This is a genomic window from Gluconacetobacter tumulicola (assembly GCF_014174215.1).
Lineage (GTDB): Bacteria > Pseudomonadota > Alphaproteobacteria > Acetobacterales > Acetobacteraceae > Gluconacetobacter > Gluconacetobacter tumulicola.
The window spans coordinates 151,957-173,436 of the sequence record NZ_JABEQL010000003.1 but is presented as its reverse complement, the minus strand read 5'-3'; the positions used below and the strand labels follow the sequence as shown (position 1 = coordinate 173,436).

The following is a 21,480-nucleotide window of genomic DNA, read 5'->3' as shown; positions in this document are numbered from 1 at the left end:
TCGGACCGCCGCCAGACCGGCTCTCAAGGCAGGTTTTGGAGGCCGCCGGTGACTGCCTGGTAGGTCGCGATGGCGAGGGTCATCGGCTCGAACGGTTTGGTGACGACGAAGGCGGGTTCGATGGCCTCGCCCGTCAGCAGGCGTTCGGGGTAGGCGGTGACGAAGATGACCGGTGCCATGTGATGGCGCAGGATGCTGGCCACGGCGTTCGCGCCGTCGCCGCCCGTGCCCAGATTGATGTCCGCGAGGATCAGGCCCGGCTTGGTCTGGCGGGCCAGTTCGATCGCGTCGGCCTCGGTCGCGGCCACGCCGGCGACCTGATGGCCGCACCAGCGGACCAGGTCCTCGATATCCATCGCGATGATCGGCTCATCCTCGATGATCAGGATGGAGGTCTGGGCGACCTTGCGCAGGCCGGCATGGGCGCGGGCGAGGATTTCGGCGGCTTCGGCCTCGCCCAGGTCCAGGACCCGCGCGGCGTCGGCGATCGTGAGTTCTTCCAGCGATGTCAGAAGCAGGAGCTTGCGCTCCAGAATGTTCAGGGCTTCGGCCTCCGAGGCCGGTGCGGGCCTGAACTGCCGCGAGATCCACTGGTACAGGCATTGCCGTGCCGGCAATGGCCCGGCTTCCGCCACGGCCAGGCCCCGCAGGCTTTCGGCCACCAGGAGATCGCCGCGTGGCTGACTGCCGGTCAGGGCACGGGCATATCGCCTGGCATAGGGAAGGGCCCGGATCAGATCCTGCCGCCGCGAGAGGGGCATTGAACGGTCAACTCCGCAAGGAACACGTTACGTTAACAAGAAACACGTTACATTGTTGATCATGACAGCGTTAAAATTGTCCGCAAGAGGAACCAGGGAGTAGGCTCGCCCTTCGCCGGACGATCGTGTCGCTGTCGCGACATCCGGACGGCGGATGGAACGCTTCGCCCGCCCGCGGGTGGCGATCGGCAGGATATGTGCATAAACGGCGGCGGATGCTGGTTTCAAAGTATCGGATTGGGGTCACGACGGGATTTTCACGGTAGATTTGGGTTTTCTAAACGCTCTTCACGCTTTCGTCATGATTAAAACACAAGCCAGCCATTACACTGATGCAAGTTTCGGCAAGCGAGGAACAGAACAATGGCGAACAATTTCCATGACCAGGTCATCGCGATCCTCCCGCGTCTGCGCGTTCAGGCGCTTGCCCTGACACGGAACCGAACGATGGCTGAAGACCTGGTGCAGGATGCCGTGTGCAATGCGCTGGCCGCCCAGGACAGTTTCATCCCCGGGACCAATTTTTCTGCCTGGATGCACCGCATCCTCCGTAACCGCTTCATTTCCGACCTGCGCAAGCGGCGGGAGACCACCGATATCGAGGATATTCCCGCGTCGGTGCTGGCGACCACGGCCCCGCATGAGGACCGGCTGGCGCTGAAGGACCTTGCGATGGCACTGGACCGCCTGCCCGAAGACCAGCGCGAGGCCCTGATCATGGTGGTCCTGCACGGCATGAGCTACGAGCATCTGGCCGAGGCGACCGGCTGCGCGGTCGGCACGGCCAAGAGCCGGGTCTTCCGTGCCCGCCGCCAGCTGGAAAGCTGGATGATCGGGGAGGACCAGGAATCGCCGCAGATCAGGGCGCGGGTGGCCCGCATGCGTGGCCTGCTGGGCGCGCGGATGGGGACACGCGAGGCTGAAGCGACACATCCCTGATTCACGCCCCCGCAACCCTTCGCTTGCCTGATGGTTAAATCCTGAGTCGGACGGCTGGACGGTAGGTCGCGGGCTGTTTTACTGTCCGCCGACATCGACACGATCGGGATGCAGGTTTCAGAGGGTTGGCGGGGTATTAGTGGATCTCAGGGATCACCGATGACGTCCCGCAAGGATTCCCGTCCGACGCGGCCGTCGAAAGCCAGCAAGACCACCCAGCGAGACGATCCGTTCGAGCTATGGCTCAAGCGCGGGCTGCATGCGCTTTTCGATGAAGTCGCTTCCGAACCTCTTCCCGAGGAGCTGTTGCGCCTGATCGAGGAAGACCGCAAGACCAGGGGCTAGATGGACAAGGGTGGCGAGCGGAGGCAGCCGGGGTGGGGCGTGCCCTATAGCGGATGGTTTCTGCAGCTGTTCGGGACGGTGAGCGCGCGGATGATCGCGATCATCTTCTGCGCGGCCGGCCCGATGGCGATTATCGCCGGCTTTCAGGCATGGAACAGCTATCGTCATACGCTTCAGGCGCCGGCTTTCCGGGCGGACATGGCCATCAGCCGGATCGATCTGGAGGTGCGCCACGATGTCGATCACATCGGCGCCCTGCTGTCTTCCGTCAGTCGCATGTCGCTGGACGAGAATGGGTTTGTGCGGACCCTGCAGATGGCCCGCTCGCTGACCGGGGAATTCTATCGGCTGGCGTTGCTGGATGATGAGGGGCGCGTGCTGCTGGCGGTCAATGGCGACACGCCGCTGCCTCTGCCCGACCAGGTGCCATATGAGGACCTGCCGCGCTTCAGCGGGGATGTGCGGGTGGTGCAGCTGGATATCCCGTCGCCAGATACGGTCCGGCATTCCTATATACGGGTCACGCTTTCCACGCCGATCGCCGATTCATTGGGGACGGTGCGATCCGGCTTCCTGACCGCTGTCATGCCTGTGGTCTGGAGCCGGCATCATTTGCAGATCGGCGATCCGCGGCTGGATTTCATGCAGAAGAACGGAGCGATCGATGCGTGGATCATCGGTCGCGACCGCACGCTTTCTCCCTTGTGCGACGATTGCGCCTCTCCGGGGCCGCCGCCGCCGGATGTCGTGCGCTGGCTTGGAGGCATGACGTCCGTACAGCGCGATACCCGGCAGACCCTGAGCGTCGGGGATGCCGCATTCGCGTATGGCCCGATCGAAGGCGGTGTCGCGGCCCTGACGATGACCCGCCGCAACCCGGCCGAAACCCAGGCGCTGGTCATGTTCGTGATCTGGCTGTTCATCATCGTCAGCCTGCTGGGGCTCTGCCTGATCATGGTGACGCAGAGCGCCAATGCGCTGCTGATCGCGCCCTTGCGCCGGCTGACCGATTCGGTCGAGCGGTGGCAGGCGGGTGACGGCGTGTTCAATGCGCGTTCGAACTGGGTGGTGCCGGTCGAGATCCGCCAGCTGGCGCGGGCCTTCACGCAGGCGACCCGCAGCCTGGCCCGCGACGAACGGCGCCTGGCGCGCGCGGCGGTGAGGCAGGAGCTGCTGCTGAAGGAGATGCATCACAGGGTCAAGAACAACCTGCAGATCGTCGCCTCGCTTCTGAACCTGCAGGCCAACCGCATCCGCCAGACCGAGGCGCGCGAGGAATTCGCGCAGGCCCGCGACCGGGTGCGGGCGCTGGCGACCCTGCATCGTTACCTGTACGCCGAAGGCGAACTGTTCAGCATGAACATGGAGCATTTCGTCACCGAACTGTGCAGCCAGATCATGCAGGCGGCGGGGCATGCGGGCGGCGGGCGCCTCGACCTTTCGGTCCATGCGGCGACCCTGGAGCTGGAGCCCGACCAGGCGGTGCCGCTGGCGCTGATCATCACCGAGATTGTCAGCAATGCCATCAAGCATGCCTTTGCCGACGGGCGGCGCGGCACCATTTCCGTCAGGCTGGAGCGGGTGGAGCCCAGCCAGGCGCGGCTGGACATTGCTGATGACGGGATCGGGCTGGCCGGCGGATACCGGCTGTCGGGCGAGGAGCGAAGCGGGATCGGCATGCAGCTGATCCGCGGTTTCGCGCGGCAATTGGGTGGGAGCCTGAAGATCATCGAGGAGGACGGGACGCGCTATATCCTTCTGTTTCCTCTGAAAGCGGAAGAGACGGGCGATCTCGTCCGCTGAATCCGCATGGCGGGTGGCCGGATGGCGGGGCGATTCACGATCTGGAATGGGTGTCCCTGGCCGGGCGCTTCGATTATAGGTCGCGGTCATGAGCGGTGACAAAATGGTGATGCGTGCCTGGACACGGGCGCAGTCGCGCCTGGGACGAAGGCAGGCGATGCCCGTCATGGCCTGCGGCATGCTGGCAGGGCTGGTGGCCGTCGGCCAGGCATGGTGTGTGGCCTCCATCCTCGCGCGGGGGTTGGTCGGGCCCGGTACGGCCGTATGGCCCGGTGCCGGCCAGTTGCTGGCCGCCCTGGCGGGGCTGGCCTTGCTGCGCGCCCTGCTGCTGGCCCTGGGTGACGTTTCGGCGGCCCGGGCCGGGCGTGGTGCCCGCGCGCGGCTGCGCGACGAGGTACTGGGAGCCATCCTGCGGGGCGGGCCGGCGCTGTTGCGGCGTCGGCACAGCGCGGAACTGACGGCGCTGGCCGTCGACCGGATCGAGGCCCTGGACGGGTTCTTCGCGCGCTGGATTCCGGCCTCGGTTCTGTGGATCGCGGTTCCGGGGCTGATCGCGGCGCTGGCCGCGCTGGTGCAGCCGAGGGCGGGGCTGATCATGATCGTGTGCGGCCTGGCCGTGCCGGTGGGGCAGGCCGTCTTCGGCATCGGCGCCGCCGTGGCGTCGCGCAACCAGTTTCTGGCCATGACCCGGTTGCAGGCCCGGTTCCTCGATCGGGTGCGCGGAATTGCCACCATCGTCCTGCTGAACCGGGCCGATGACGAGGCAAAGCGGCTGGCCGATGCCGCCGACGAACTGCGCCGGCGAACCATGAAGGTGCTGCGGGTGGCGTTTCTGTCCTCGGCGTCGATCGATTGCGCGATGGTGGTGGCGCTGGTGCTGATCGTGGTGCGTGACGGCGGGATGGTGCAGGTTCTGCGGCATGGCGGCGCGTCGGCCGCGCTGGCCGATGCGGTGGCGCGCAGCCTGTTCGTGCTGCTGCTGGTGCCAGAATTCTTCGCCCCCCTGCGCGCGCTGGCCCTGGCCTATCAGGATCGCGCCCATGCGTCCGGTGCCGCGTCGGCGATGGGGGACCTGCCGGACGGGACGGTATCGGCCGCTACGGCACGGGGTGCGGTGCCTGTCCTCTCGGAGGGCGGGGTATCGGTGGCTTTCGAGAACGTCACCTTCGCGTGGGATGCCGCGCGCGGGCCGGTCTTCGAAGAGCTGAGCTTCACCGTTCCGGCGGGGGAGATCCTGACGCTGGTGGGGCCTTCCGGCGCCGGCAAATCGACGATCATCGAGATGCTGCTGGGCTTTATCGTGCCGGATAGCGGCCGCGTGCTGGTTGGCGGCGTGGACCTGGCCACCATGGCGCCGGCGGCCCAATCGGGGCTGATGTCGTGGATCGGGCAGAAACCGGTGCTGTTTGCCGGCACGCTGCGCGAGAATATTCTGTTCGCCCGGCCCGATGCCGACGAGGATACATTGCGCGCGGCCCTGCGCGCGGCAGCGGTCGACCGCTTTGCCGCGGATCTGCCCGAGGGGCTGGATACGCCGATCGGCGAAGGCGGGTTCGGCCTGTCGGGTGGGCAGGCGCAGCGGGTGGCGATTGCGCGGGCTTATCTGAAGGATGCGCCGCTGCTGCTGCTGGATGAGCCGACGGCGCATCTGGACCCGGAGACCGAGAGCGAGATCTTCGCCAGCCTGCGTATTCTGGCGCGGGGGCGGACGGTGATCCTGTCCAGCCATGCGGCGGGGGTGCGGGCGTTTGCCGGCCCGTGCCTCGATCTGGGAAGAATACGCTGTTCGCAGCCGGGCGCCGGCCTGATGGCGCCTGTCGAGGAGGGGCATGCCCATGTCTGACAGATCCCTGTCCGGCCGGGCGGCCGAGGATCGTGACGGCCTGGCGCCGGTGCTGCGCATTATGGGGTTGTGGAAGCGCCGCGCGCCGCGACTGGCTGCGGGTGCCGTATTGTCGCTGCTGGCGTTGCTGGCCGGGCTGGTGCTGATGGGTGGGGCCGGCGCGCGCATGGCCGGGCTGGCCTTCGGCGGCGCGGTGGTGGGGCTGGTGCTGCTGCGGGCATCGGGTGTGGCGCGCGTGGTGCTGCGCTATGTCGAGCGCCTGGTCACGCATGATGCGATGTTCCGGGCGCTGGCCGATATCCGCGTCTGGTTCTTTCGCCGCCTTGCCGGTGGGGCGGCGGCCGGGCTGGGCTTCCGCCGCGCGGGCGACCTGCTGTCGCGCCTGGTGTCGGATGTCGAGGCGCTGGACGGGCTGTATCTGCGGATCATGGTTCCGCTGGCTGGGGCGTGTCTGGTCCTGCCGTTTCTGGTGCTGACGGTTCTGCCGGTCGACCCGGTGCTGGCGGTGATCGTTGGCGGGTTGTTCGTGGTCGGCGCCTTTGTGCTGCCGCTGGCGGCGGCGCTGATGGGGCGGCGCGAGGCGGCGATCCTGACGCATCGTCTGGCCGATCTGCGGATCGGCGTGCTGGATCTGGTCACCGGGCTGCGCGAGATCCGGGCCTTTGGGGCTGAAGGACGCATGTTGGCGCATGCGCGGGCGCGCGATGCCGCGTTGCTGCGGGGGCAGGCGCGGCAGGCGCGGTTACTGGCGGTGATGGGCGGGGTGTCCTATCTGTGCGGTCAGGCGGCGGTGCTGGCGGTGCTGGCCGCGATCCTGGGTGTCGGGCTGGGGTCGATCCCGGCGGCGCGTGGGGTGGGGCTGCTGTTTCTTGTGATCGCGGGGTTCGAGAGTGCCGGTGGCCTGACGCGGGCCGGGGCGCTGGCCGGTGGGATCAGCCGTGCGGCGGCGCGGGTGGTTGCTGTTGGTGAGAGCGACGGGCCGGCGGTCAGCGTGGGTACGCGGCCGGCCCCGGCCGGTACCGATATCCGCTTCGAGCAGGTCTCGTTCCGCTGGCAGGCGGATCGGGCTGCCGTATTCGACGGATTGAACCTGGAGATCCGGCAGGGAGCGCGGGTTGCGATCCTGGGGCCGTCGGGGATTGGCAAATCCTCGCTCGCGGCGCTGCTGCTGAAGGTGGCGTCGCCGTCATCGGGGCGGATCATGCTGGGGGGCGAGGAGCTGGCGACGCTGGAGAGTGGTTCGGTGCGCCAGCGGATGGCGTGGCTGTCTCAGGCCACGCATCTGTTTGCCGATACGATCCGCGCTAATCTGTTGTTGGGTCGGCCCGATGCGACGGAGGCCGACCTGTGGACGGCGCTGGATCGTGCCCAGGTGGGCGATGTGGTCCGCGCGCTGCCCGAGGGGCTGGATGCCTGGCTGGGCGAGGGCGGGGCGTCGCTCTCGGGTGGCCAGGGGCGGCGGATCGCGCTGGCGCGGACCCTGCTGTCCGACGCGCCGATCCTGATTCTGGACGAGCCGGCGACCGGGCTGGATGCCGAGACCGAACGCGAATTCCTGACCACGCTCTATGACGTGACGGCCGGCCGCACGGTGATCCTGATCGCGCATCGGTTGGTCGGGGTGGAAAAACTGGACCGCGTCTGGCGCCTGTCGGACGGAAAGGCAGTCGCCGCCGCTGTTTGAAGCGGGCGGCTCGCTAATATCGAACAGGGGGCGCACGGGTTTCTGCCCGGAAATGGGGTTCTGGTGAGCGAGAGTGCCGCGCAGCGGCACGCCCGTCGTGTGTTTCCGAGCATCGAAGCGGAGCGGCCTTGATGGCCGTCTGCCGCGAAGCGCAGAAAACGGCGTCGGATTGCCGATGCAAATGTTTTCCAAGGGGCGCACGGGTTTCTGCCCGGAAAGGTGTGCTGGTGAGCGAGAGCGGTCCGGAACGGGCCGCGCCCGGCGTGTGTTTCCGAGCATCGGAGCGGAGCGGCCTTGATGGCCGTGAGCACCGGCGCACAGGAAACGCGCGTCGGATCGCCGACGCAAATGTCTTCCAAGGGGCGCATGGGTTTCTGCCCGGAAACGGGGTTCTGGTGAACGAGAGTGCCGCGCAGCGGCACGGCCGTCGTGTGTTTCCGAGCATCGGAGCGGAGCGGCCTTGATGGCCGTGAGCACCGGCGCACAGGAAACGTGCGTCGGATCGCCGACGCAAATGTCTTCCAAGGGGCGCACGGGTTTCTGCCCGGAAACGGGGTTCTGGTGAGCGAGAGTGCCGCGCAGCGGCACGGCCGTCGTGTGTTTCCGAGCACCGGAGCGGAGCGGCCTTGATGGCCGTGAGCACCGGCGCACAGGAAACGCGCGTCGGATCGCCACCAGAACCCCGTTTCCGGGCAGAAACTGTTGACGTGGGGGTGGGGAGGAGGCACCAAGGTCCCCTGTCCATATGTCGCTGACTTTCCCGCATTGTTAGCGGCGGATTCATCCGTAAGCCGTTCAAGCAAGGGGATCTGCCGATGCGTCGCCTCTCTCTGGTCCTGGGGTTGTGCCTGCTGGCGGGATGCGCCGACGGTCCGTCGCGGAAATATGTTGTGTTCTTCACGCGCGATTCCACGGCGCTGGAAGACCCGGCCCTGTGGGTGGTGCAGCATGCGGCGGAGCAGGCCGGGCAATATCCGCTCTCGGTCGTGACGGTCGAGGGGTATGCCTCGGCGCATGGCGACCTGTCGGCCGATGCCCTGCTGGCCATCGATCGGGTGAAGAAGGTCTCGGGACAATTGGTGGCTGACGGGGTGAAGGCCGACCGTATCCGGCAGCGGCCGCGTGCGCCCGCGAACGAGGACGGCGCTGTCGGGTCGCGCCGGGTCGAGATTGAGATTGCAGCACCCTGACGCCCCGGTTGCGGACCGCATGATGAGGTCGCCCCTTGCCGGCATGACGGGTGTCGAGGCGGAGGATACGCCCCGGGCGATCCTGTCGCGCGTGTTCGGATTCCCGGATTTCCGCGGCCTGCAGGAAGAGGCGGTGGATGCGGTGATGGCCGGGCGCGATTGCCTGGTGCTGATGCCGACCGGCGGCGGCAAGAGCATCTGCTACCAGGTGCCGGCCCTGGCGCGTCCGGGCACCGGGCTGGTGATTTCGCCGCTGATCGCGCTGATGGACGACCAGGTGGCGGCGCTGCGGCAGGTCGGGGTGAATGCCGGGGCGCTGCATTCGGAACTGGAGCCCGATGACGCGGCGCGGGTGCGGTCGGACCTGGCCGCCGGCCGACTGGATATCCTGTATGTCTCGCCCGAGCGGCTGCTGTCGCCCGGCACGCTGGATCGGCTGTCGCGGCTGACGATCTCGGTGATTGCGATTGACGAGGCGCATTGCATTTCGGCCTGGGGGCATGAATTCCGGCCCGAATATCGGGCGCTGGCCAGCCTGCCCGAGCATTTTCCCGGTGTGCCGCGCATTGCGCTGACGGCCACCGCCGATCCGCGCACCCAGACCGACATCCTGGGCGCGCTGGCGATGCCCGAGGCGCTGGTGCTGCGCGCCAGCTTCCATCGGCCGAACCTCGATATCGCCGTGCGGGCGAAGACGTCGGAGCTGCGGCAGGTGCTCGAAGTGCTGGGGCGGCATGCGGGCGAGGCGGCGATTGTCTATTGCGGCAGCCGCAACAAGACCGAGCGGGTGGCGAAGTCGCTCGCCGAGCGTGACTGGCCGGCGTTGCCGTTCCATGCCGGATTGTCGCCGATCGAGAAGCGCGCGGCCCTGGCCCGTTTCCGCTCCGGCGAGCCGGTGGTGATCGTCGCGACCGTGGCGTTCGGGATGGGGATCGACCGACCGGACGTGCGGACGGTGGTGCATCTGGACATGCCCTCGTCGCCCGAAGCCTATTACCAGCAGATTGGCCGCGCCGGCCGTGATGGCGAGAAATCGGAGACCGTCCTGCTCTATGGCGGTGACGATATCGCGCGGGCGCGGCACTGGCTGGAGCAATCGGCCGCGCCCGAGGCGCAGAAGCGGATCATGAGCGCCCGGCTGGAGGCGATGATCACCCTGACCGAGACCACGGGGTGTCGCACGCAGGCGCTGCTGGGCTGTTTCGGCGAGACGCTGGCCACGCCGTGCGGGCATTGCGACAATTGCCGCAATCCGGTCGCCTCGTTCGACGGTACCGTCGAGGCGCAGAAGGTCCTGTCGACGATCTATCGCATTGGCCAGAAATTCGGCGCCGTGCATGTGGCGGCGGTGCTGCGCGGCAAGGTGAACGAAATGGGGGCGCGCTACAGCCATGACCGGTTGAGCGTGTTCGGGATCGGCAAGGACAGGCCGGAGCAGTTCTGGCGCGGGGTGATCCGGCAGTTGATCGCGCGCGGGGCCATTCGGGTGACCGGCGATTACAATGCGCTGGCGCTGAACGAGCCGCTGGCCCGCCCGATCCTGCGGGGCGAGGAAAAGGTGCTGCTGCGCGACGATCCGGTTGAGGAACTGAAGACGACGCGCGGTGCGAAACCCGCCGGCACCGCCCGGCCGGCAATTGTCCTGCCGCCGGAGGCCGAGGGCCCGTTTGCGGCGTTGCGTGCCTGGCGGCTGGGGGAGGCGCGGGAACAGGAAATTCCGCCCTATGTGATCTTCCATGACGCGGTGTTGCATGACATCGCGATCGAACGTCCGGCGACGCTGGACGAACTGGGGCGGATCAAGGGTGTGGGGGCGTCGAAGCTGGACCGCTACGGCGACGCCGTGCTGCAGGTTCTGGCCGAGGCGGGCTGATTCCATGGCCGGGGTGCCGACCGAGGAACGCTATCGCGAGATCCTGTCGCTGGTGCGCGCGCGTGGCTATGTGGCGAACGAGGAACTGGCGCAGCGCCTGCGTGTGGCGGTGCAGACGATCCGCCGCGACGTGAACCATCTGGCCAGCATCGGGCAGTTGGCCCGGCATCATGGCGGGGCGGGGCTGGTCTCGTCGATCGAGAACATTGCCTATGCCGAGCGGCAGATCCTCAACCGGCGGGAGAAGGAGGCGATCGGCCAGATCGCGGCCCGGGAAATTCCGGACCATTCGTCGCTGTTCATCAATATCGGTACGACGACCGAGGCCTTCGCCCGCGCCCTGCGGCATCATCAGGGGCTGCGGGTCATTACCAACAATCTGCATGTGGCCTCGACCCTGGCGCCGGAATCCAGTTTTCGCGTTGTGGTGGCGGGGGGGACGGTGCGTTCGCATGACGGGGGCATCACGGGCCCGACCGCGACCGCGATGATCGACCAGTATCGGGCCGATTTCGGGGTGATCGGGATCAGCGGTATCGAGGAAGACGGCACGTTGCTGGATTTCGACCTCGATGAGATCGATCTGGCGCGGGCCATCATGCGTAATGCGCGCACCGTGTTCCTGCTGGCCGATCACACCAAGTTCGGGCGGCGGCCGATGGGGCGGGTGGGGCATCTGTCCGAGGTGCAGGCGCTGTTCACGGATCGGCCGCCGCCGCCATCGGTACGTGCGGTGCTGGAGCAGCATCAGGTCGCCCTGCATATCGCGGGTGTCGGCGCGTAAATGTCCGCTATGTTCTAAAACGAACATGGCGGCCGGGTCTTATATCAACGCGCCTTGAGAGTGACGCATAAGGCGGGCCGTTCCGGCTGAAGAAGCCTCGGCCAATTCCGGCTGAGACCCGGCAGAGCCTGAAGCTCCGCGCTCCAATCATTTGGTACCGAATGGATTTCCAAAGGCGACCGCCCTTTGGTGGGTCAAGGGCAACGCGCCTGCCGGGCATCAAGAGTTCGTAACCGCGCTTCGATGCTTCGTTTTGCGTTGATTCTTCCTTTTATGTTCGTTTACGAACATCGTTCAGGAGGAACGAGTCATGCTGTCCGATCCATCACGCGGGGCGAATGCCGCGCGGGAACCCTATGACCTGCTGATTGTCGGTGGCGGTATCAACGGCGTCGGTATCGCGCGGGATGCCACCGGACGAGGGGCGTCGGTGCTGCTGGTGGAGCAGCATGATCTGGCGTCCCATACCTCGTCCGCCAGCACCAAGCTGATCCATGGCGGGTTGCGGTATCTGGAATATTACGAATTCCGCCTGGTGCGCGAGGCGCTGATCGAGCGCGAGCGGCTGCTGGCGATCGCGCCGCATATCATCTGGCCGCTCTCGTTCGTGCTGCCACATTCCAGGCTGGTGCGGCCGGCCTGGATGCTGCGGATGGGGTTGTTCCTGTACGATCATCTGGGCGGGCGGATGACGCTGCCGCGCTCGCGCGGAGTGCGGCTGGACCGGGACCCGGTCGGCAAGCCGCTGCGGCCGGACTATCGGCGTGGCTTCATCTATTCCGACGGGCGGGTACTGGACAGCCGGCTGGTGGTGCTGAACGCCATGGATGCGCGGGCGAAGGGGGCCGATATCCGGACCCGCACCGCCTTGATTGGTGCCCGTCGGGTCGATGGTGTGTGGGAAGCGACGATCGAGGATGCGGCCGGGCAGCGGGTCGTGCGGGCGCGCGGGCTGGTGAATGCCGCCGGGCCGTGGGTGGAGCGCGTGCTGCGCGACAGGCTGGCGATCGGGACCTCCAAGCAGGTCCGGCTGGTCAAGGGCAGCCATATCGTGGTGCCACGGCAGTTCGAAGGCGAACAGGCCTATATTTTCCAGAATCCCGATAAGAGGATCGTGTTCGCGATCCCGTACGAGCGGGATTTCACGCTGATCGGTACCACCGACATTCCGTGGGCCGCCGATCCGGGCGAGGTCCGGATTACCGATGACGAGGTGCGTTATCTGTGCGAGAGCGTGAACCGGTATTTCCGCAATCCGGTCACGCCCGAGGATGTCGTGTGGTCCTATGCCGGGGTGCGGCCGCTCTATGACGATGCGGCGCAGAATGCCTCGGCGGTGACGCGCGATTATGTGCTGGATGTCGACGGGCCGCCGGGGGAAGGCGTGCTGCTGTCGATCTTCGGCGGCAAGATCACGACCTATCGCCGCCTGGCCGAGCATGCGCTGGAGAAGCTGGCGCCCAGCCTGCCGGTTCTGGGCGGGCAGGGATGGACCGCCAGCCGGCCATTGCCGGGCGGCGACCTGGGGCCGGGCGGGTTCGATGCCGCGTTGGCGCGGCTGCGTGCCGACGTGCCGTTTCTCTCGGCCGATGAGGCGTGGCGGCTGGTTCGCAGTTACGGCACGCTGGCCTGGGAGATCGTGGGGAAGGCGCAGCGCCGGTCCGATCTGGGCGAGGATTTCGGCGGCGGCCTGACGGCGCGAGAGGTCGAATATCTGATCGCGCGGGAATGGGCCGTGACTGCCGACGATATCCTGTGGCGCCGTTCGCGCCTTGGGCTGCATATCGACCAGGCGGGCAGGGCGCGGCTGGAACGCTATCTGGAGGCCCGGCGCGAGAATGTGCCCGACATCCGGCCCGCCATGGCGGGCTAGGACCGGCTGCCCGGTAGGGCATGGCGGCGGGTTCAGAGACCCCAAGAGCAATAACCCGAAAATCAATAACGAGAAGAAACGGGACCATGGACAGGAACAGGCAGTTTGTCGGAGAACTGATCTCCGAATTCATCGCCGTCTTCATCATCATCCTGATCGGTGATTCGGTGGCCGCGATGTATTCGCTGTACGATCCCAGCCCCTATCGCAACGCCTATTGGGGCGTGTGCATCGTCTGGGGGTTGGGAGTCACCATTGCCATCTATGTCACGGGCGCGGTTTCGGGCACCCATGCCAATCCCGCCGTCACGCTGGCGCTTGCGCTGTTTCGCGGTTTTTCCTGGCGCAAGGTGGTGCCCTATGTCGCTGTCCAGGTGCTGGGCGGCATGGCGGGGGCGGCCATCGTCTATGCCCTCTATGCGCCGGTGATCGATCATTTCAATCTGGCACATCATCTGGACCGCCTGCATGACGGTGGGGCGGCCGGGGTGTTCTTTACCCATCCGGGCGACTTCATCACGCCGCTCCATGCCCTGATGGATGAGACCATCCTGACGGCGGTACTGCTGTTCGGGATCTTCGCCGTGACGTGCGAGTACAATACCCAGGCGCCGCAGGCGAATTCCGGCGCGTTGATCATCGGGCTGCTGGTGGCGGCGATCGGCGGGTGCGCGGGCTATCTGGAGGCCTGGGCGATCAATCCGGCGCGCGATTTCGGGCCGCGCCTGTTCTGTTATTTCGCGGGCTGGGGGCCGTCCGCGCTGCCGTCGCCGGGCCATTACTGGTGGGTGCCCATCGTCGGGCCGCTGGCGGGCGGCGTGATCGGTGCCGGGGCCTATCAGTACCTGGTGCGTCCCTATATGCCGCGCCTGCGTGACCGGGTGACGTCGGAGGTCGGCCCCCTGGCCGACGCCCATGTGACCGACGCCCACGTTGCCGGCAAGCCCTGACATCGAGCGGAGACTCGGGAGGAACGACCATGAGCAAGAAGAACACCATCCTGGCGATCGACCAGGGCACGACCTCGACCCGCAGCATCGTCTTCGACCATGACGCGCGGCCCCTGGCGACGGCGCGCGCCGAATTCGCGCAGCATTATCCCGACCATGGCTGGGTCGAGCATGATGCGGAGGAAATCTGGCGTGACGTAGTGTCGACCGCGCGCGATGCGCTGGAGCAGAGCGGCGCCGGGGACAGCGTGGCGGCGATCGGCATTACCAACCAGCGCGAGACGATCGTGGTGTGGAACCGCGAGACCGGCAAGCCGGTCCACCGGGCCATCGTCTGGCAGGATCGCCGTACCGCCCCGCTCTGCGCCCGCATGCGGCAGGAGGGATGCGAGGGGCTGGTGCGCGAGCGGACGGGGCTGCTGCTGGACCCGTATTTCTCGGCCAGCAAGCTGGCCTGGATCCTGGACAATGTGGCCGGTGCCCGGCGGGATGCCGAGGCCGGGCGGCTGGCCTTCGGCACGATCGACAGTTTCCTGCTGTGGCGCCTGACGGGTGGGCGGGTGCATGCCACCGATGTGACCAATGCCTCGCGCACGCTGCTGTTCGACATCCATCGCCAGTGCTGGGATGAGGATCTGCTGCGCCTGTTCAATATCCCCCGGAGCCTGCTGCCCGAGGTGCGGGGCAATAGCGAGATCTATGGCGAGACCGATCCGGCGCTCCTGGGCCGTGCGATTCCGGTGGCGGGCATGGCGGGCGACCAGCAGGCGGCCCTGGTCGGGCAGGCCTGTTTTACGCCCGGCATGGCCAAGGCGACCTATGGCACGGGCTGCTTCGTGCTGCTGAATACCGGCGAGGCGCCCGTGACCTCGGCGAACCGGATGCTGACCACGATCGGCTATCGGATCGGCGGAAAGACGGTTTATGCCCTTGAAGGTGCGATTTTCGTCGCCGGGGCCGCGATCAAATGGCTGCGCGACGGGCTGCACCTGATCACCCATGCCTCGCAGACCGACGACATGGCGACGCGCATTCCGCACAGCCATGGCGTGTATATGGTGCCCGGCTTCGTGGGGCTGGGCGCGCCGCACTGGGACCCGGAGGCGCGCGGCCTGATCTGCGGCCTGACGCTGGATGCCACGGCGGCGCATATCGCCCGTGCAGCCCTGGAATCCGTGGCCTACCAGACCTATGACCTGATGGAGGCGATGGCGCAGGATGGGGGCGGGCTGGTCACCACCCTGCGCGTGGACGGCGGGATGGCGGCCAATGACTGGTTCTGCCAGTTCCTGGCGGACATTCTGCAGGCGGGCGTGGAACGGCCGGCGCATCTGGAGACCACGGCGACGGGCGCCGCCTTCCTGGCCGGGCTGGCCTGTGGTGTCTGGACCGACCTGGATGATGTGGCGGCGCGCTGGTCGCGCGGGCGCGTGTTCGAGGCCAGCATGGACGGTGCGCAGCGCCAGACGATGCTGGACGGCTGGCGCCAGGCGGTGCGTCGGACCCTGACGCCGAAGGCGGCCTGAGCGCGATCCGGGGAGGCTACGGTGTGGTTTCCTCGGTATTCGCCGCGGGGTGGACGGCGAAGGGGACGCTGCGGGTTGCGCCGCCCAGGAAGCGGAAGGTGATGGTGATCTGCTGGCCGGGGCGCACACTGTCGTCATAGCCGGCGCAGATGAGGTGATAGCCGCCCGGCGGGAAGACCAGGGTGGTCTCGGGCGGCAGGGCCAGATGCGTGAACAGGCCGGCGGTTTCGCCCGTGCTTTCCTGTTCCGTATGGTGGGCGAACAGATTGCGGCAGGCGGGCGACGAGACGCCGGCCAGCAGGTGGACGGCGCTGCCCCGGTTCTCGATCGTGAAATATCCGGCCGCGATCCGGCGTTCGGGGCGGAGGATCTGGATCGAGGTATCGCGGATATCGATATCCTGCCCGGCGGCGGCCTGGTCGTCGTCGGGCGTGAGCGGAGCGGCCCGGGCGGCCGAGAGGGCGGCCTGACTCATGAGGACCAGTAATCCGATCAGCAGCGCGTGTCGCGTCATGGGCTCCTCGGCTTCGGCATTTCGGAGAGGTTATCAGCATGCCGGGTGGGGACAAAGCGCACCCGGCATGTCCACACGGGCTTGCGTCCGGTTGATTTCGTGCGCATTTCCCGTGCCAGGAATACGCCGCGCAGGACTGAAGCCCGCATGAGATGCCCTTTTTGTGGTCATGACGATACCCAGGTCAAGGACAGCCGCCCGCATGAGGATGGGGCGGCGATCCGGCGCCGGCGGATCTGTGCCTCATGCGGCCAGCGCTTCACGACCATCGAGCGGGTGCAGCTTCGGGACCTGTATGTGGTCAAGGCCGATGGACGGCGTGTGCCGTTCGAGCGGGACAAGCTGGCGCGGTCGGTGCGTGTCGCGCTGCGCAAGCGCCCGGTGGACGACGAGCGGATCGAGCGAATCGTCAACGGCCTGGTCCGCAAGCTGGAAGCGTCGGGGGAAACCGACATTCCGTCGGTCGATATCGGCAAGCTGGTGATGGACACGCTGCGCGAGGTCGATATCGTGGCCTATATTCGTTTCGCCAGCGTACATTGGGATTTTCGTGAAACCAAGGATTTCGCGGCGATCCTGGAGTCGATCCCCGGAGCGGCCGAGGCCCGGGCGGCGGCCGGGGGACGGAAGAACGACGCGCCCGAGGAAGGTGGCTATGGACCTGGCGACGTAAAGAGGCGATGAAGCCGCCTCTCGCGGAATCGTGGCAGCAGGAGACAGGCGCATGAACGGATCGCAGGACGAAGACAGGACCCATGCGCGGACCCGCTCGCGGACCGCATCGCGCGTGGCGGTGGTGCAGGCCCTTTTCCAGATCGAACAGGCCGGCGACACGCCCGAGGCGGTGATCCAGCAATTCCTGCGTCATCGGCTGGGCGTGGTGCCGGCCGCGGACCATGGTGCCGAGTATGAGGACGGGCGTGTGCCCGAGGCGGATATCCGCCTGTTCGAGCAGGTGGTGCGCTCGGCGATGGCGCGGCGCGAGCAGATCGATGCCCTGATTGTCGACGTGCTGCCGGCCTCCTGGCCGGTGGGGCGGCTTGACCCGGTGCTGCGTGCCCTGCTGCGCGCCGCCGGCGGGGAACTGGCGGTGGTTGGCGGGGTGCCGACGCGGGTGGTCATCAACGAATATCTCGACATCGCCCACGGTTTCTTCTCCGGGGACGAGCCGAAGATGGTCAATGGCGTGCTCGACACGCTGGCGCGCCGGCTGCGTGCATCCGATACCGCGCCGGCGAGCGAGGCCGAAGCCGAGACCGTGGCCGAGGAGATGCCCGAGGACGCCCATGGAGCCGAAGGCGCCTGATCCGGCGGGGCGCGCGGCGCCCCTGCCGTCGGAATTCCGGTTCATCCGGCGGCATTTCCGCGCGCTTGCGGGCGAGGGGGCGCTTGGCCTGACGGACGACGCCGCGCTGGTGCATCCGCCGGAAGGCCGCGAACTGGTGATCGCGGTCGATACGATGGTCGAATCGGTGCATTTCCTGCCGGACGATCCGCCCGACACGGTGGGCCGCAAGCTGCTGCGCTGCAATCTGTCCGACCTGGCGGCGATGGACGCGACGCCGCTGGGCTATCTGCTGGCGCTCACCCGGCCGCATTCGCGCGATGAGGAATGGTTCGGCGCGTTCGCGGCGGGGCTGGGAGATGACCAGACCCGCTACGGCCTGACCCTGCTGGGGGGCGATACCACCGCGACATCGGGGCCGCTGGTCCTGTCCCTGACCATTCTGGGCCATGTCCGCCCGGGGGGTGCCCTGCGGCGCAGCGGGGCACGCGACGGGGACGATGTCTGGGTGACCGGCACGATTGGGGACGGGGCGCTGGGGTTGCGGGTGCTGCGGGGCGAACTGACGGATGCATCGGGCTTTCTGGCCCGTCGCTATCGCCTGCCGGAACCAAGGCTGGGGCTGGGGCTGGGGGGGATTGCCTCGGCGGCGATGGATGTGTCGGACGGGCTGGTGCAGGATCTGGGCCATCTGGCGCGGGAAAGCGGGCTGGGGGCGTGGCTCGATGCGTCATGCGTGCCGCTGTCGGATGCCGCGCGGCGGGCGGGGCCGGACTGGCTGGCGACCTGCCTGACTGGCGGTGACGATTATGAGCTGTTGCTGGCGGTTCCGCCGGAACGGGAGGACGGCCTGCGCGAGGCTGCCGCACAGGGCGGCGTGCCGGTGACCCGGATCGGCCGCTTTGATCGCGCGCTGCAAGGGGTCGAAGTGCGCGATGGGGCGGGCGGCACGCTGGCGCTGGATCGTACCGGCTGGAGCCACCTGTAGCCCCGGCCCCTTCAGTTCGCTGTCAGCGAACGGTCATACACGCGGTAGCGCTTGCAGGGCTCCGGGGTGAGGCGCTCGATGAGGCGCCGCATGGGCATGTTGTTTTCCACGATCCAGCTCATTTCGACCATGCGGTAGGGCAGGGAGTGGCCGCGCTGCATCAGTTCGGTAATGGCCAGGGCGGGCAGGATGGCGCCCAGTGCCGTTCCTTCCATCTTGGAGCTGACGCCCAGCAGGATGACGCGGGCGGTATGGAATTGGTGGCGCAGCAGTCTCGCCGCCAGCTTGACCCAGCCCAGCGGCGAGGGGGCGCCGCCGAGGTCGCCCGCGATGTCGTAGAGGTTCGGCACCACCAGGGCGACGGCCACGGGCTGGCCTTTCTGCTCGATCAGCACGAAATGCTCGGGCTTCAGGATCGGCTTCATCTGCGCGACCATCGCCGTCATCTCGTCCTGGGTCAGCGGCAGGGAGCCCCAATTGTTGCGCCAGGCATCGTTGTAGAGTCCGCGCAGGATCTCGCCGTCTTCCGCCATCCTGTCCTTGCGCATGGTGCGCGTCGTCACGCTGCCCAGTCGCCCTTCGCCCAGTCGCAGGCTGGAGGGAACCAGGTGCTTCGCCTCAGCCTGCGGGCCGATTTCCATCTGGTAGGCGAGGAAATCCATCGCCTTGGCGAAGCCGGCGGCCTCGATCAGCGGCGGCAGCCAGCGCGGGTGCCAGGGCATCGCGATCATCGGCGGGGCGTCATGGCCCTCGATCATCAGGCCCGTTTCACCGTTGGAATTCAGCGTGAAGGGGCCGCGGGCGGTGACCATGCCCCGCTCGCGCAGCCAGTTGCATGCGGCGTCCAGCAGGGCCGAGACCACCGCAGCGTCGTCGATCGCGTCCAGCGCCCCGAAAAAGCCAATATTTTCGCCGAGTCTCTCGATGGCCAGATCGTCGATCTGTGCGGAAATCCGGCCGACGGGCCGCCCGCCGCGCATGGCCAGGAAATATTGCGCCCGCCCGTGACCGAAGAAGGCGCTCTTGCGCGGGTGGAGCAGGTCCTTCTGCTCCATGTCCAGCGGCGGCGCATAGCCGGGCAGCCCGGCATAGAGCCGGCGGGGAAGGCGGATGAACTGCGACAGCTGACGAAGGCCGGATACGGGAGTGATGACAAGTTGATCCGCTTCGTTCATGACCGGTCCGTTTTCTGGCGGTGGGGTAGGCAAGTGGCTGAATGGATTGGCCGCAACGGCCAGCCTGTGCTGATGACATGGAATTGGTAGTCAAAGAAAGGGGCCCGATGGCCAAGACACATCAGGGTGGCGAAATCCGTTTCGATCCGGCGACCGTCCTGATTACCGGGGCTTCCAGCGGCATCGGGGCGGAACTGGCCCGCTTCTATGCCCGGTCCGGCCGTCGGCTGGTGCTGTGGGGGCGTGATCCGGCCCGGCTGGAACAGGTGGCGCGCGACTGCCGGACCATGGGGGCCACGGTGGCGACACGTACGTTGAATCTGGCCGACGGGGCCGCCGCGATAGCGGCCTTTCGCGAGGATGACGATGCGCATCCGGTCGATCTGCTGATCCTTGCCGCCGGGCTGGGGGACATGCGCCCGCAGACCGCGCTGACCGAGCGGGCGGAGACGGTGCTGGAATTGGGGCTGGTGAATTTTGCGACGCCGGCCGCGCTGGCGACCGCCGGGGCCGAGCGGATGGTGGCGCGGCGGCGGGGGCATATCGTGCTGCTGGGCTCGGTCGCGGCCTTTCATGCGTTGCCCTTCGCGGCTGGTTATTCGGGATCGAAAGCCGGGCTGGCGCGTTTCTCCGAGGCGCTGCGCAATGGGCTGCTGGAGCATGGTGTGGGCGTGACGCTGGTGTCGCCGGGATTTGTCGATACGCCGATGAGTCGTCGGGTCAGCAGTGCCAAGCCGTTCCTGCAAAGTGCGCCCCAGGCCGCGCGCCTGATCGCGCGGGCAGTGGAGGAGGAACGGCCGCATCTGATCTTCCCCCGGATCTTCGCGGGGCTGCGCCTGCTGGACATTGTGCTGCCGCGTCCGATACGGGATTTCGTGCTGAGGCGCCTGAAGGCTGAACAGGCGCCCCGACCGACGACATGAATCCTCCGGCGACGATGTGCGTCGGCATAGTACCCGCAGGGAGCCTGGCCAGGACATGAAAGAAATCGTCGCCGTGGATATCGGCGGAACCCATGCCCGATTCGCGATTGCCACGGTGGAAGCCGGGCGCGTGACCGCGCTGGGGGATGCGCTGACCCTGAAATGCGCCGAGCATGCCAGCCTGCAACTGGCGTGGGAGGCGTTCGGCCGGCAGATCGGGCGCGCGCTGCCGCGTGCCGCCGGCATTGCCGTCGCCTGTCCGGTTCAGGGCGATATCCTGAAGCTGACGAACAATCCCTGGATGATCCGGCCCGCCCAGCTTGGGGCGCAGCTTGGGGTGGACGAGCACGTCCTGGTCAATGATTTCGGCGCCATCGGCTATGCGGTGGCCCAGGTCGACGCGACGCATCTGCGGCACCTGTGCGGCCCCGACCGCGACCTGCCGGCCAACGGGGTGACGACCATCGTCGGGCCCGGCACGGGACTGGGCTCGGCCTATGTCGTGCGGCGCGACGGGCGCTGCCTGGTGTGCGAGACCGAGGGCGGGCATGTGGATTTTGCGCCGCTGGACAGTGTCGATGACCGGATTCTGCAGCGGCTGCGGCAGCGTTACCGCCGGGTTTCGGCCGAGCGGATCGTCTCCGGGCCGGGGCTGGTGAACCTGTACGAGACGATTGCCGAGCTTGAGGGCCAGCCGACCCGAATCCACGACGACAAGGAATTATGGACCCTGGGGCTGGAGAGGCGCGACCCGATGGCGTCGGCGGCGGTGGAGCGGTTCTGCCTGGCGCTGGGCGGGGTTGCCGGCGATCTGGCCCTGGCGCAGGGCGCCAATGGCGTGGTGATCGCGGGTGGGGTGGGGCTGCGGCTGGCGGACCATCTGCCGCGATCCGGATTCGCCGAGCGATTCGTGGCCAAGGGGCGATTCGAATCGATGATGGCGGGGCTGCCGGTGAAGCTGATCACGCATCCGCAGCCCGGCCTGCTGGGGGCGGCGGCGGCCTTTGCGGAACGGTTCCATTAA

Annotated in this window: 19 protein-coding genes; 16 read left to right on the top strand and 3 right to left on the bottom strand. The window is 67.4% G+C overall.

What is annotated here, in order from left to right; genetic code table 11:
* Positions 1 to 23: 23 nt before the first annotated feature.
* Entirely contained in the window at positions 24 to 761 is a 738-nt protein-coding gene (locus HLH29_RS03390; protein ID WP_182964597.1) for a response regulator, read from the bottom strand.
* A 363-nt stretch (positions 762 to 1,124) separates the two neighbouring features.
* Here HLH29_RS03390 and HLH29_RS03385 point away from each other — a divergent pair, with 363 nt between their 5' ends.
* The 11 genes from HLH29_RS03385 to glpK all read left to right on the top strand — a co-directional run bounded on the left by HLH29_RS03385 (position 1,125) and on the right by glpK (position 15,571).
* A complete protein-coding gene (locus HLH29_RS03385; protein WP_182964596.1) occupies positions 1,125 to 1,700 on the top strand; it encodes a sigma-70 family RNA polymerase sigma factor in 576 nt (191 codons plus the stop codon).
* A 159-nt stretch (positions 1,701 to 1,859) separates the two neighbouring features.
* Positions 1,860 to 2,045, top strand: coding sequence for a hypothetical protein (locus tag HLH29_RS03380; RefSeq protein WP_182964595.1), 186 nt, complete (start codon positions 1,860 to 1,862; stop codon positions 2,043 to 2,045).
* Positions 2,046 to 3,848: a sensor histidine kinase gene (locus tag HLH29_RS03375; protein ID WP_182964594.1), complete on the top strand. Its 1,803-nt coding sequence runs from the start codon at positions 2,046 to 2,048 to the stop codon at positions 3,846 to 3,848.
* A gap of 88 nt (positions 3,849 to 3,936) precedes the next feature.
* Entirely contained in the window at positions 3,937 to 5,691 is a 1,755-nt protein-coding gene (gene cydD / locus HLH29_RS03370; RefSeq protein WP_182964593.1) for a thiol reductant ABC exporter subunit CydD, read from the top strand.
* Positions 5,678 to 7,375, top strand: a complete 1,698-nt coding sequence (cydC, locus tag HLH29_RS03365; RefSeq protein ID WP_408871937.1) for a thiol reductant ABC exporter subunit CydC — start codon at positions 5,678 to 5,680, stop codon at positions 7,373 to 7,375. The genes cydD and cydC overlap by 14 nt, the downstream gene beginning before the upstream one ends.
* Before the next feature lie 815 nt (positions 7,376 to 8,190).
* On the top strand, positions 8,191 to 8,565 hold the full coding sequence (locus tag HLH29_RS03360) for an OmpA family protein (protein ID WP_182964592.1): 375 nt from the start codon (positions 8,191 to 8,193) through the stop codon (positions 8,563 to 8,565).
* Between the two features lie 22 nt (positions 8,566 to 8,587).
* Positions 8,588 to 10,438: a DNA helicase RecQ gene (recQ, locus tag HLH29_RS03355; RefSeq protein WP_408871940.1), complete on the top strand. Its 1,851-nt coding sequence runs from the start codon at positions 8,588 to 8,590 to the stop codon at positions 10,436 to 10,438.
* 4 nt (positions 10,439 to 10,442) lie between these two features.
* Positions 10,443 to 11,222: a DeoR/GlpR family DNA-binding transcription regulator gene (locus tag HLH29_RS03350; RefSeq protein ID WP_182964591.1), complete on the top strand. Its 780-nt coding sequence runs from the start codon at positions 10,443 to 10,445 to the stop codon at positions 11,220 to 11,222.
* 310 nt (positions 11,223 to 11,532) lie between these two features.
* Positions 11,533 to 13,095 carry a glycerol-3-phosphate dehydrogenase gene (gene glpD / locus HLH29_RS03345; protein ID WP_182964590.1) on the top strand — a complete coding sequence of 521 codons (1,563 nt, stop codon included), beginning with the start codon at positions 11,533 to 11,535 and terminating at the stop codon, positions 13,093 to 13,095.
* A gap of 86 nt (positions 13,096 to 13,181) precedes the next feature.
* Complete coding sequence (locus HLH29_RS03340; RefSeq protein WP_182964589.1) at positions 13,182 to 14,045, top strand: MIP/aquaporin family protein; 864 nt, start codon at positions 13,182 to 13,184, stop codon at positions 14,043 to 14,045.
* A gap of 29 nt (positions 14,046 to 14,074) precedes the next feature.
* On the top strand, positions 14,075 to 15,571 hold the full coding sequence (gene glpK, locus HLH29_RS03335; RefSeq protein WP_182964588.1) for a glycerol kinase GlpK: 1,497 nt from the start codon (positions 14,075 to 14,077) through the stop codon (positions 15,569 to 15,571).
* Between the two features lie 16 nt (positions 15,572 to 15,587).
* On the opposite strand, the gene HLH29_RS03330 is transcribed toward glpK, so the two are convergent.
* Complete coding sequence (locus tag HLH29_RS03330) at positions 15,588 to 16,085, bottom strand: copper chaperone PCu(A)C (protein ID WP_182964587.1); 498 nt, start codon at positions 16,083 to 16,085, stop codon at positions 15,588 to 15,590.
* Between the two features lie 147 nt (positions 16,086 to 16,232).
* Here HLH29_RS03330 and nrdR point away from each other — a divergent pair, with 147 nt between their 5' ends.
* The 3 genes from nrdR to thiL are packed head-to-tail and all read left to right on the top strand — an operon-like array spanning position 16,233 to position 18,358.
* Positions 16,233 to 16,769 (top strand): transcriptional regulator NrdR, encoded by a 537-nt coding sequence (nrdR, locus tag HLH29_RS03325; protein WP_182964586.1) that lies wholly within the window; start codon positions 16,233 to 16,235, stop codon positions 16,767 to 16,769.
* Positions 16,770 to 16,809: 40 nt separating this feature from the next.
* Entirely contained in the window at positions 16,810 to 17,391 is a 582-nt protein-coding gene (nusB, locus tag HLH29_RS03320; RefSeq protein WP_182964585.1) for a transcription antitermination factor NusB, read from the top strand.
* The gene (gene thiL / locus HLH29_RS03315; RefSeq protein ID WP_182964584.1) at positions 17,372 to 18,358 is read left to right on the top strand and encodes a thiamine-phosphate kinase; all 987 of its coding nucleotides are present in this window, start codon (positions 17,372 to 17,374) and stop codon (positions 18,356 to 18,358) included. The genes nusB and thiL overlap by 20 nt, the downstream gene beginning before the upstream one ends.
* 11 nt (positions 18,359 to 18,369) lie before the next feature.
* Here thiL and HLH29_RS03310 read toward each other — a convergent pair whose 3' ends face one another.
* The gene (locus HLH29_RS03310) at positions 18,370 to 19,533 is read right to left on the bottom strand and encodes a hypothetical protein (RefSeq protein WP_182964583.1); all 1,164 of its coding nucleotides are present in this window, start codon (positions 19,531 to 19,533) and stop codon (positions 18,370 to 18,372) included.
* A gap of 107 nt (positions 19,534 to 19,640) precedes the next feature.
* On the opposite strand from HLH29_RS03310, the gene HLH29_RS03305 reads away from it, so the two are divergent.
* Entirely contained in the window at positions 19,641 to 20,456 is an 816-nt protein-coding gene (locus HLH29_RS03305; RefSeq protein ID WP_182964582.1) for an SDR family NAD(P)-dependent oxidoreductase, read from the top strand.
* A gap of 55 nt (positions 20,457 to 20,511) precedes the next feature.
* On the top strand, positions 20,512 to 21,480 hold the full coding sequence (gene glk / locus HLH29_RS03300; RefSeq protein ID WP_182964581.1) for a glucokinase: 969 nt from the start codon (positions 20,512 to 20,514) through the stop codon (positions 21,478 to 21,480).

Bases quoted from the DNA above. Each gene is read 5' to 3' on its own strand.
- HLH29_RS03390 (WP_182964597.1), bottom strand. From the start codon at position 761: ATGCCCCTCTCGCGGCGGCAGGATCTGATCCGGGCCCTTCCCTATGCC.
- HLH29_RS03385 (WP_182964596.1), top strand. From the start codon at position 1,125: ATGGCGAACAATTTCCATGACCAGGTCATCGCGATCCTCCCGCGTCTG.
- HLH29_RS03380 (WP_182964595.1), top strand. From the start codon at position 1,860: ATGACGTCCCGCAAGGATTCCCGTCCGACGCGGCCGTCGAAAGCCAGC.
- HLH29_RS03375 (WP_182964594.1), top strand. From the start codon at position 2,046: ATGGACAAGGGTGGCGAGCGGAGGCAGCCGGGGTGGGGCGTGCCCTAT.
- cydD (WP_182964593.1), top strand. From the start codon at position 3,937: ATGAGCGGTGACAAAATGGTGATGCGTGCCTGGACACGGGCGCAGTCG.
- cydC (WP_408871937.1), top strand. From the start codon at position 5,678: ATGCCCATGTCTGACAGATCCCTGTCCGGCCGGGCGGCCGAGGATCGT.
- HLH29_RS03360 (WP_182964592.1), top strand. From the start codon at position 8,191: ATGCGTCGCCTCTCTCTGGTCCTGGGGTTGTGCCTGCTGGCGGGATGC.
- recQ (WP_408871940.1), top strand. From the start codon at position 8,588: ATGAGGTCGCCCCTTGCCGGCATGACGGGTGTCGAGGCGGAGGATACG.
- HLH29_RS03350 (WP_182964591.1), top strand. From the start codon at position 10,443: ATGGCCGGGGTGCCGACCGAGGAACGCTATCGCGAGATCCTGTCGCTG.
- glpD (WP_182964590.1), top strand. From the start codon at position 11,533: ATGCTGTCCGATCCATCACGCGGGGCGAATGCCGCGCGGGAACCCTAT.
- HLH29_RS03340 (WP_182964589.1), top strand. From the start codon at position 13,182: ATGGACAGGAACAGGCAGTTTGTCGGAGAACTGATCTCCGAATTCATC.
- glpK (WP_182964588.1), top strand. From the start codon at position 14,075: ATGAGCAAGAAGAACACCATCCTGGCGATCGACCAGGGCACGACCTCG.
- HLH29_RS03330 (WP_182964587.1), bottom strand. From the start codon at position 16,085: ATGACGCGACACGCGCTGCTGATCGGATTACTGGTCCTCATGAGTCAG.
- nrdR (WP_182964586.1), top strand. From the start codon at position 16,233: ATGAGATGCCCTTTTTGTGGTCATGACGATACCCAGGTCAAGGACAGC.
- nusB (WP_182964585.1), top strand. From the start codon at position 16,810: ATGAACGGATCGCAGGACGAAGACAGGACCCATGCGCGGACCCGCTCG.
- thiL (WP_182964584.1), top strand. From the start codon at position 17,372: ATGGAGCCGAAGGCGCCTGATCCGGCGGGGCGCGCGGCGCCCCTGCCG.
- HLH29_RS03310 (WP_182964583.1), bottom strand. From the start codon at position 19,533: ATGAACGAAGCGGATCAACTTGTCATCACTCCCGTATCCGGCCTTCGT.
- HLH29_RS03305 (WP_182964582.1), top strand. From the start codon at position 19,641: ATGGCCAAGACACATCAGGGTGGCGAAATCCGTTTCGATCCGGCGACC.
- glk (WP_182964581.1), top strand. From the start codon at position 20,512: ATGAAAGAAATCGTCGCCGTGGATATCGGCGGAACCCATGCCCGATTC.